Consider the following 11,454-nt stretch of genomic DNA (forward strand, 5'->3'; position numbering starts at 1 on the left):
CTAGTACACACTTATGCTAACGATCGACTCCAGGGCAAACGCATCTAAATTACTCTTGATCACAACGAAGGTTAAAAACCAACGAAAAAATCAGGATTTCGCGCTTGATTATTTTTTAAGCCCCAAAGCGATCGCCTAAAATTTTCGCAATAAGCAAGAGTTAATGACATTAATTTTAGTTCTATTGAGAATAGACTTTGCTTGTTGACATGATGCGGCCGCCCTGCGATCGACTCAAGACATATTTTGTTAAATTCTCAACTCATGAAGCTGGTTACAATAATTCTTATACTATTACGAAACAAGCTCCAATCAACGAGAATTATTTTTAGGTTGGTTCATAAATAATTGCTTTTGTTTTTGGCGTATTTCTTTTTGTTTTTGTACGCGATCGCGCATTGGTTCAAAGACAGGTTTTTCATCTGTTTTTTGACTTAAATACCCTGCCAATAAATGAATAGTAGGGTTCTGAAACATCGTGACTACTGGTATATCTTGTTTAAAAATAGTACGCAGTTGATTATTAACTTGAACTATCAGCAAAGAATGACCGCCAAGGTCGAAGAAATTATCATTTATACCCACATCTTCTAGCTGCAATACCTCTTGCCACACTTTGGCGATCGCTTGCTCCATCTCAGAACGAGGAGCCACATAAACCTCTTCTAATTCGGGGCGATCGCTATCTGGTATTGGCAATGCTCGACGATCTACTTTGCCATTGGTTGTTAACGGTAGCGCCTTTAGTTCTACAAACACCGATGGCAGCATATATTCTGGTAGTTGCTCTTTGAGGAAGTTCCGCAGCTCGCCAGTTGTAGGCGCTGTCTCAGAATTAGCAACAAAATAAGCCACCAAACGCTGATTTTTTGGTATATCTTCCCGCATCAACACAACTGCTTCTTGAACTTTAGGGTGTTGTCCCAGTAAACCCTCAATCTCTCCAAGTTCAATACGATAACCACGCACTTTTACTTGATGATCTATCCGCCCCAAAAATTCTAAATTTCCATCCGCACGATAACGAGCCAAGTCACCAGTCTTATACAATCGCGCTCCCGGTTCGTGACTAAAAGGATGGGGAATAAATTTAACAGCCGTAAGTTCTGGTCGATTTAGATAACCCCGCGCTAACCCAGCACCGCCAATATAAAGTTCGCCTGGAACTCCAATGGGTACCGACTGGTGGTATTCGTCTAATACATATAGCTGAGTGTTAGCTATTGGCTGACCAATAGGAACTGAGCTTGACTCAATTTCATCCTTGGGTACTCGATAAATACAACAACCCACTACAGTTTCTGTTGGGCCATATTCATTTACCAGCATCGTGTTAGGTGCAAATCTCTTCCAGAAGCTGATACTTTCTGTCAAGAGATTTTCTCCTCCGATGATGAAAGCTCTAGTTATACCTGCTACTTCTGTTGATGATAATTGCCCAGAGAGTAATAATAATTCAGCTGGTGTGATTTTAACGAGACTCAAGTTTGACTCTTGACGAAGTGCATTCCCCAAAGACTCGATACTGTGATTTTCAGGAATAAGTTCTACCTGACGGCCAACCAATAATGGTGAGAACAAACTAGTGATAGTCAAATCAAAAGCAAGAGAAGAATGAACGGTAGTTCCTTTGCCTCGCTCAACTGTATATGCTTGAGTACACCAACTTAAATAGTTAATTAATCCCTGATGAGGAATTAATGTTCCTTTCGGTTTACCAGTGGAACCAGAGGTGTAAATAACATAAGCTAGGTTGGCGGCATTTGTCTTGCAAACGGGGTTTTCAGAAAACTCTTGAGCGATTTTTTCCCAATGGGAATCTAGACAAATTACCTTGATGTCATCAGTTGGTAGTTTCTCTATTAAGCTTTCCTGAGTTAGTAGGACTGGACTGTTCGTGTCTTCTAAAATGAAAGCTAAACGCTCTTTGGGATGTGCAGGATCTAAGGGCAAATAGGCTCCGCCAGCTTTGAGAATACCTAAAACTGCAACTACCATTAAGAGCGATCGCTCTATACAAATCCCCACCAAAACCTCTGGCTTGACACCCAGTTTTTCTAGGTAGCGTGCTAGCTGATTTGCTCGGTTGTTTAGCTCGCGATAGGTTAATTGCTGATTTTCAAAGACGACTGCAACAGCATTTGGTGTTTTTTCTACCTGTGCTTCAAACAATTGATGAATACACTTGTCTTGCGGATAGTCTGTCTTGGTATTATTCCACTCAACTAATAATTGTCGGATTTCTAATGGAGTCAGTAATTGCAAGTCTTTTAAGTGTTGTTTGGAGTCACTAACTATGCTTTCTAATAAAGTCTCGAAGTGCCCCAACATCCGGTTAATAGTATCCGCATTGAATAAATGTGTGTTGTACTCGCAAGTTGCAATTAACCCTCCCTCAGAATCCTCCATAAACACAGTCAAATCAAACTTAGATGTGCCGTTGTAACCTTCTTCATAAGTAATTGATACATCCGACAGGCTTAAGTTGGGTTTCGGCACATTCTGGAGAACGAACATCACCTGAAATAATGGGTTGTAACTCAGGTCTCTACTTGGTTTTAGCTCCTCTACCAACTTTTCAAATGGTAAGTCTTGATGAGTGTATGCTTCTAAAGCTGTTGACTTCACCCGTGCTAACAAATCCTCAAAACTCAGGTCGCCAGAAAGGTCTGTACGCATTACTAAAACATTGACAAAAAATCCTATTAATGATTGAATTTCTGCTCTGTTACGACTGGCAATTGGCGAACCTACTAAAATGTCACTCTGACCGGTGTAACGATACAGCAAGGTTTTGAAGGCTGCAAGCAAGGTCATAAACACCGTTACTCCCTGCTGACGGCTCAAATTCTTCAGTTTTGTTGTCAGAGTTTGAGAAAAAACTAGTTTGGCTTGGGCACCGTTGAATGTTTGAACTGGGGAACGCGGATGGTCTGTAGGCAGTTGTAATACAGTTAGTTCACCACTCAACTTTTGTTTCCAATAAGTCAATAGGTGTTGAATGCGTTGGCCATCAAGCGATTTTCGTTGCCAATTAGCAAAATCTCCATACTGAATGGGTAATTCAGGAAGTGGTGATTTGCCAAGAGAAAATGCTTCGTATAGTGCAGCTAGTTCTTTTATCAGAAGACTGATAGACCAGCCATCTGCAATTATATGATGCAGAGTGACCAATAATTGATAATTTTTATCATTTAAATATAAAATTTTAGCACGCAAAAGGGATTGAGCAGATAAATCAAATGCCTGCTGTGCGAATTCTCTAGCCAAACGTTGCGCTTGTTGAATGCGTTCGCCCTGAGACAGCGAACGCAAATCTTCAACGTCCAAAGTTAAGGGTACAGCTTGATTGATAACTTGGACGGGTTGTCCATCCACTAGTGTAAAGCTTGTGCGTAAGACTTCGTGTCGTCTAATAATTTCGTTAAGACTATCTTGTAAGGCTTTTAAGTTTACGCAACCTTGGAAGGTAATAATTATAGGAATATTATATGTGGGACTATCAGGAGTTAGCTGATTAATAAACCACAATCCCTGCTGGGCAAAAGATAGAGGATAAATTGATGTATTTTTTTCTTCTTGGGTAAAAGATATTGACGGTATTGCTTGTGTTGCCATTTGAGCCAGTAGCTTTGTGACAAGCGATCGCGTACTCATCCCTTCAAAGAAATCTGCTAGAGATACTTCTATTTCTAAGTCAAGCTCAAGCCGATTTTTTAATTCAAATACTTTTAAAGAATCAAGTCCTAGCGTACTTAACGGTTCTTGTGAATTAATATCATCTGCTGCAATTGAAAGTACTCCCGCCAAAAGTTCAATCAGATATGTTTCTAAAACCGATTGACATTCTCTTGGGGAAAGCGCCAAAAGTTGAGAACGGTGTAATCGAGTTTCTTTTCTAATAATCTCAGTAATCTTGAGAATGTTACTTGCAACTACATTCAGTTGATTATTTTCAAACTGAGCGCGAGTTGCACGACGTTGAATTTTACCGCTAGAAGTTTTAGGAATACTACCCGGTTTAATTAAAACTACGCCATAGACTTGTACTTCATGTTCTTCAGTAATCGCTTGCCGAATTGCACTAGCTACTTCTTCTAAATTTGGCTTGGCGCGAAACTCTAATTCTTGTACAATTACGAGCCTTTCTTCTCGATTAACTTCTACTGTAAATGCTGCATTAGCACCAGAACGTAATGATGCATGGCTGCGTTGGGCGGTTAATTCTATATCTTGCGGATAAATATTGCGACCGCGAATAATAATTAAATCTTTGGCTCTACCTGTAATGAAAAGTTCTTGATTGTTTAAAAAACCTAAATCTCCAGTTCGTAAGAATGGCCCTTTACCTGTGTCTGATAAATAAGCACCGAAGGTTTCTTCTGTCTCTTGCAAACGATTCCAATAACCTTGACCTACACTCGGCCCAGATACCCAGATTTCGCCGATTTCATCAGGTTGACAACTATTGAGTGTTTCTGAATTGGCAATTACTACCTCTTGTTCTGGTATGACTCGACCGCAACTGACAAAATGACAAATATTCTCATCTTTTAGATATGATTCGACTACTCGATTCGATTCCAATGCAGACTTCTGGACTGTTTTAATTGTGGGTGCTGTTGCTTTATCTACACCAGAAACCATGAGAGTTGTTTCAGCCATTCCATAACAAGGATAGAATGCTTCTTTACGGAAGCCACACTCAGCAAAAGCCGCTGCAAAGCGTTCTAAAGTGTCATGACGAATCGGTTCAGCGCCGTTAAACGCCACATTCCAACTACTCAAATCAAGAGTTTGTTTTTGTTCGGCAGTAATTTTTTGAGTACATAGCTCATAGGCAAAGTTAGGGCCGCCACTGGTTGTCCCTTGATACTCGGAGATAGCTTGCAACCAACGATAGGGACGTTGCAGAAAAGAAGCTGGAGGCATGATGATGCAAGGAAACCCGCCATACAAAGGTTGCAATATTCCTCCAATCAAACCCATATCGTGGTACATGGGTAACCAAGTTACGAACTTACTTTCTGGAGAATGTTCCATGAATTGGTAAGTCGTTGCAGCATTGTGTAGTAGGTTCCGATGACTAATCATTACACCCTTGGGTGTGCCTGTAGAACCAGAGGTGTATTGGAGAAAAGCTAAGGTATCTTGATGAATAGATGGTTGTTGCCAAGAATCTTCTATTCCCTGTGGGAGATTATCTGTAGTCAACCACTGCAAAGATTCTAAGTCGGTCTTTTGTGTCATTAAAGATTGCACTGTCGGCAGGATTTCTGTTGTCGTCAGCGCGATCGCTGCTTGTGCATCTTGGGAAATTGCCTTGATTCTCGGTGTATTGCGCTCGTTTCGCGGCGGATATGCAGTTACAGCCACAACTCCCGCATACAAGCAACCGAAAAAAGCAACTAAAAAATCTAGTCCCTGAGGATAAAGCAGTAAAGCACGTTCCCCAGTCAAACCTAATCCTTGTAATTGAGCCGCTATTCGACGCGATCGCCTATCCAATTCTTGATATGTTAGTGTCGCTTTTTGTGTTTCCCCATCTAATAAAAAGGTAAAAGCATTTTTATCTGACTGCGTAGAGCTTCTAAAGCGCAGTAATTCGACAACTGTACACAAGTCGCCCAAAGAATTAAATAAGCTATGAGAAGATTTATTCATTTTTACGTGAAACCCAACACCCTGTACAACTCAACTATTTAGCCAAATATTTATAATGTTGATAATTGAGGGACTATTTGCCGCGATCGCCGCCAAACATCATTTTAAAAAATTTCAAATCCCTGAAATTACCAGCAGATATTAAATGATATAAATAATGTGGCGCAGTGTGGAAGAAAACTGATAACATCTTTTTTTGCCAGAAAAAATCTTCAATTTTAACGTTGTACCAAAATGATAATGAAATATTATCATCTACTGCCGTCAGATGATGCCACCAAAAAGGAGGGATGTAGAGTATTTCTCCCGGTTGAAGTACAAATTCTATTTTTTCTTGCCAAGGGAATTTCGGAAATAGTTCCAAATCTACAGAATCGGGATTTACCTTACTACCATATAGTGCGCCAGAAGCATCCTCAAGAGGTGGATAGAATGACAAATAATCTATAGGTGGATATAATATTATTCTTTTTCTACCTCTAATTTGAGCAAAAATATTATGTTCTGCATCAAAGTGCAGGCTACTACTTGAGGAAAAATTTTTACTTGCTAAACCAAACCACAACCTAACAAATGTCTCTCTGTTGAAGTATTCTGGATAATTTACATCTCCAACAATTTCTGGAAAATACTCTTCAAAAACTGCCTCATTTAAATAACATACTAAACTGCGATCGTTATTTATATAGTCCTCCAATCTTATTTCTTTATGAGGCTCGTAACTACGTTCGTAAGCAAAGTTATTATAATCATTCCAAAAATTTTGTTTAAAAAACCGGACTGGAACTAAATTGTTTCCACATTTGTTTATCAGATAATCATTTGACCAGTGCTTATAAGCATCCCATTTTTTAGCAACATCTTCAATTATAAAAGGCTGATATTGTTTCGCTGTCTCTGAAAATTGCTTTTTAGTAGGACTTTTGATTCTTAAAATTGATTCAGTAGCTTTAACTTTCATAAAATCTCCAACATTTTTACTTATTATCAATAGAATTTTGACGCTGTTTCGTTTTGCTATTGCCAACTAAAATGAATGTAATTTTTATTTCATCTATCAACGCTCTAAGCAGCTTAGCTTATTAAACTCAACTTTCATAAAAACTCCAACATCTTGACGTTGTTTTATTATTGCTACGCATAATACATCTTAATTTTTATTGATAAGTGCCCGAAATTTTTATTAGCTAACGTCTTCTTTTGAACTCATTCATGAATAAATGAATATTCCAGACGTGTCTGCGTCTTTTTCGGGCAAAATTTAATGTTTATAACTGCGTGACTATTTGACGCGATCGCCTGTCTAATTCTTCACCAAAATCCACAACTCAAGAGCAAAAAAGGATTTTTATCTGGCTTGTAAGCCAAAACACTGAACCTCACAAACTTGCAATTTGCTGTCATTAGTTCAGCTAACCACTTGGGATTGTCTCAACGCTAAATAATAGTGATTTACCTGGATAAATATCGAGATTAATGCAAGTAATTTTTATTTATCCTTGATTACACTAACGAGAATGAGTTGCTTTAGCAAGAGTATAACTATAGATATTAATTTTTGATAAAGACTAAAGCATCAGTTTTATTTATGAGTTTTTCCTTTGCCAGACAAACATTTGTTTTGAACTGATAACAATCAATTACAAGCTATTTGCCCGCAATTTGGGGGGATCTATTCTCCACTGTATACTGATGCTGAACAGCGCCTAATTTGGCGTAATTACCTAATTAAGCTGGCATTTTGGCTTTTCAAGATATTTTCAAAAAAAGTAGTTTTCACTACTAGTAGTGTACTTAATCCAATATCAAGCAAATAAATGTTTAGAAATAATTATTGATTGATACCCAAAGTAAATAAAAAAAATTATGAATTATCTTGTGTCTTGTATCGCTTCATAATATGATTCAACTAACTTAAATGACAATCTTTTTCAAAGTTCGTCATTGTATGTTCAGGTGTGGTTAAGTAGTGCGATCGAGTGAAAGCGGATAAATGAAGTTAGATAGATTTTTTCAAAGCCTGCTGCTGACAAGTGCGGTTGTTGTTTGTGTAAGTGCTCCTGCTCAAGGTGGGGAAGTAACAGACGATGTTCAAGGTCAATCTTCTACTCAAACGATAAGCAAATCTACATTAGATGAGAAGGTTGCAGTTACAGATCCTACTAGCGCCCAAATGTTGGTACAGTCACCAACACCAACCAACCCTCCTAACCCAGAACAAACAACTGAGGAGCAAATCATCCCGATCGCGGCAGTTAAAGCAACTTCCGGCGAGAAGGGTGTGGAGATAATTTTAGAAACGCCTCTTGGAGAACAACTACAAGTTACGAATCGGAGTGTAGATAATACTTTTATTGCTGATATCCCTAACGCTCAGTTGCGTTTACCCAATGGCAATGCTTTCAACTTTCGTTCGGAAAAACCAGCTGCGGGAATTACCGAAATAACAGTTATCAATGCTGATGCCAATACTGTGCGGGTGACGGTGGTAGGTGAGAACGCTTTACCGACAGTCGAGTTATTTGATGACAACGCAGGGCTGGTTTTTGGTATAAATTCCACTGCAACTGCTATGCAGCCACCAGCACCACAACAGCCAGCAGCACAAGAGCCGGAAACGCCACAACCCGAACAAGAACCAGCAAACCAAACACCGCAGCAAGAACCACCAGCGCCATCGGATGATGCGATCGAGTTAGTGGTGACAGGGGAAGAAGATGGATATCGTGTACCAGATGCTACCACTGGAAGTCGCCTGGATATTCCACTGCTAGAAACACCTGCGTCAATTGGGGTAATTACAGAGGAATTCATTGAGGATAAGGCACCCCGACGAGTAGAAGACTTAGCTCCTTACATTAGTGGAGTAACAGCAGGAAACGTTGGACAGGGCGGACTGTTCACTGACTTTCAAATTCGTGGATTTAGTACAGGTAGCCAAGTTTATGTCAATGGGTTGCGAGATAATTCCCGCTCTCTCATCAGAGACTTTGCCAATATCGAACGCATTGAAATCTTGAAAGGTTTCTCTTCCTTACTTTACGGAACGGGATCGCCTGGTGGGGTGGTTAACTATATTACGAAGAAGCCCCAAGCTACGCCCGGTTATAAATTTTCAGCCGATATAGGCAGCTTTAATTTTTATCGTGGTGAAATTGATTTAACAGGGCCGTTAACTGACGACAAGAATGTACTCTATCGCCTGATTCTGGCCTATCAAGATTCAGATTATTTTGTAGACAACGTTGAAGATAATCGCATTTTTGTTGCTCCTTCTGTGACCTTATCAACGGGTGAAGGTGGTACTTTAACAATTGAAGGGGAGTATTACCGACAAGATAAAGACTTTAATACTGGAGCTAAATTCTTTAATGGTCAGTTTTTCTATGACCGCAGTTACACAGACCCCCGCAATAGCCAAATTTACGATCACTATCGGATTGCAGCCTACTTAGATCAGCCAATTAGTAAGGATTGGTCGCTTAATCTCAGCGGTCAGTATTTTAATACACAAAGAGAAGCTAATCCGATCTTTGTCGCACTTGGTTTTGAGGGTGATACTCTAACACGTTTTTACCGAACAATTTTTGATGACTATAATCAATACAATCTGCGAGGTGAAATCAAAGGAAACTTCAATATTGGAGCTACAGAACATAAGTTACTAGCAGGTGTTGAGTACAACAAGTACAGTTCAAGATTCAATGGTGTTAATGCTGGTTTTTTTGGTAGTATTGACGTTGCTAACCCTACTTTTGATGTTCCTATCCCCACCGGACTTACTAATAGGACAGTTGATTTTAGTGACAGCAATTGGGGCGTTTACATTCAAGATTTCATCAAATTTGGACAATTTCGTTTACTAGCAGGTTTGCGTTACGGCGGATTTGAGAATATAAATGGTGGCGTAACTCAACAAGACGATAATTACCTTTCTCCAAGCATCGGGTTAGTTTATAGCCTGACAGATTCAGCTTCAGTTTATGCTAGCTTTAGTCAATCGACAGAGCCACAATTTGGTTTACTTTCAGATGGTGGTTTTGCTGAACCCAGAAAAGCTACTCAATATGAAGTTGGTGCTAAAGTAAATCTGTTAAATGATAGACTTAGTGTCACGGCTGCACTGTTTCAGTTAGAACAAACAAATATTGCAGAAAGCGATCCCAGCAACCCTGATTTCAGCATCCTTGTAGGCGATATTCGTAGCCGTGGATTTGAATTAGATGTCACAGGAAAAGTAACCGAGAATTTGAGCCTGATTGCAGCTTATACCTACCTAGATACAGAAATTACCACAAGTGTCGTCCCTGGCCAAGAAGGTAACCGTCCAATTAATACTCCAGAACACAGCGTGGGGCTGTATGGAAAGTACGAGTTTACTGAAGGTTCGTTAAGGGGTTTAAGTTTAGGTACAGGTTTAGTTTATGTAGGTGAAAGACAAGGAGATAATGAAAATACTTTTGAGCTTCCTAGCTACGTGCGAGTAGATTTAGGTGCTGCTTACAAAATTAATAACCTGACTTTTAGGTTAGGTATTGAAAACCTCTTTGATATTCGTTATGCCGCAGGTTCAAACAATCGAGCAAACATTACTCAAGGTTCACCTTTCGCAATTACCGGATCAGTTTCAGTAGAGTTTTAATATCAATTCTTTGTTGGCTCCTAGTTAGGGCTTCAATTTAGGTTTGATCTAGGAGATAATTTTGTGGGAATTTTGAAAGCTGACTGAAGCGATGAAAATAGTGACAATGCGCTACTGGATACGTTGTTTAGCATTAATGTTTTTGATTGTTGGACTCATTACAGCTTGTAGCAGTCAAAAAGTTAAAAATACAGTTTCTCCTATTGATTTGGCAAGTAAAAATTGCCGCATGGTTCAACACACAATGGGAAAAACCTGCGTTCCTATCAACCCCCAGCGTATTGTCACTTTTTCTTTACCGACTTTAGGTGATGCCCTTGTCCTTGGAGTTAAACCTCTGGCAAGTACCTACATTGATATGTTGAATGAACATACATATTTAGAGGGAAAAGTAGATGGTATAAAATCACTAGGGATTTTTCCGCCTAATTTGGAAAATATTTTACTAGTTAAGCCTGACCTGATTATAGGTTGGAGCGCAGAAAAACAGTTGTATCCTCTACTTTCAAAAATTGCTCCGACTGTACTATATGAGTCGCGACAAGATAAAAATTGGCGAAATCTATTTGATTTTGTGACTCAGGTTTTAGGAAAACAAGCAGCTGCACAGCAAGCATGGGAACATTATAATCAACGAGTTGAAAAACTCAAAGCAGCTTTAGGCGATCGCTATAACAACAAAGAAATTTCTCTTGTCTTTTTGGCTCCCGGCGTGATATTTACTGAAGGAAACAATTCTTTTCCTGATTCTATTCTCAAAGATGTGGGGCTGCAACGTCCCAAAGCACAAAATGTTATCGTACCTTTTACACAACTTTACTTTTCTATAGAAGAATTAGAAAAAGCTGACGGTGATATTATGTTTGTGGGTACTTTGAATGATGATAGCCAAAATTTTCTCGAAGAACTCAAACAAAAACCACTTTGGAAACATCTCCGCGCCGTTCAACAAAATCATGTTTATCCGATAAATTACCTGACTTGGAGAGGAAGCAATTTACTTGCGGCTGATGCAGTGATTGATGATTTATATAAATACCTGGTCAAAGAAGAAGCAGAAGAGTAGGGACAAACTGCCGTTCGCCCCTATTCGGCAGGGCGAACGCATCTAAATGTAGTACATATATACTTAAAGAAGCTTAATCGCT

At 39.3% G+C, this 11,454-nt stretch carries 4 protein-coding genes; 2 read left to right on the forward strand and 2 right to left on the reverse strand.

The features are described from left to right. Nucleotides 1-312: 312 nt before the first annotated feature. Entirely contained in the window at nucleotides 313-5,664 is a 5,352-nt protein-coding gene (locus tag ACM0OY_RS08180; protein WP_414568360.1) for an amino acid adenylation domain-containing protein, read from the reverse strand. Between the two features lie 73 nt (nucleotides 5,665-5,737). Further along, entirely contained in the window at nucleotides 5,738-6,625 is an 888-nt protein-coding gene (locus ACM0OY_RS08185; RefSeq protein WP_414568361.1) for a cupin-like domain-containing protein, read from the reverse strand. A gap of 1,032 nt (nucleotides 6,626-7,657) precedes the next feature. Between ACM0OY_RS08185 and ACM0OY_RS08190 the strand changes: the two genes are divergently transcribed. Both ACM0OY_RS08190 and ACM0OY_RS08195 read left to right on the forward strand, forming a co-directional pair. Next, nucleotides 7,658-10,306, forward strand: coding sequence for a TonB-dependent siderophore receptor (locus ACM0OY_RS08190; protein WP_414568362.1), 2,649 nt, complete (start codon nucleotides 7,658-7,660; stop codon nucleotides 10,304-10,306). 91 nt (nucleotides 10,307-10,397) lie between these two features. Next, entirely contained in the window at nucleotides 10,398-11,372 is a 975-nt protein-coding gene (locus ACM0OY_RS08195; protein WP_414568363.1) for an ABC transporter substrate-binding protein, read from the forward strand. The last annotated feature ends 82 nt before the right edge of the window (nucleotides 11,373-11,454 follow it).

Origin of the sequence: Nostoc sp. CCY 9925, from assembly GCF_963920935.1 — a bacterium.
In the GTDB taxonomy this organism is placed as follows: domain Bacteria; phylum Cyanobacteriota; class Cyanobacteriia; order Cyanobacteriales; family Nostocaceae; genus Nostoc.

Bases quoted from the DNA above. Each gene is read 5' to 3' on its own strand.
- ACM0OY_RS08180 (WP_414568360.1), bottom strand. From the start codon at position 5,664: ATGAATAAATCTTCTCATAGCTTATTTAATTCTTTGGGCGACTTGTGT.
- ACM0OY_RS08185 (WP_414568361.1), bottom strand. From the start codon at position 6,625: ATGAAAGTTAAAGCTACTGAATCAATTTTAAGAATCAAAAGTCCTACT.
- ACM0OY_RS08190 (WP_414568362.1), top strand. From the start codon at position 7,658: ATGAAGTTAGATAGATTTTTTCAAAGCCTGCTGCTGACAAGTGCGGTT.
- ACM0OY_RS08195 (WP_414568363.1), top strand. From the start codon at position 10,398: ATGAAAATAGTGACAATGCGCTACTGGATACGTTGTTTAGCATTAATG.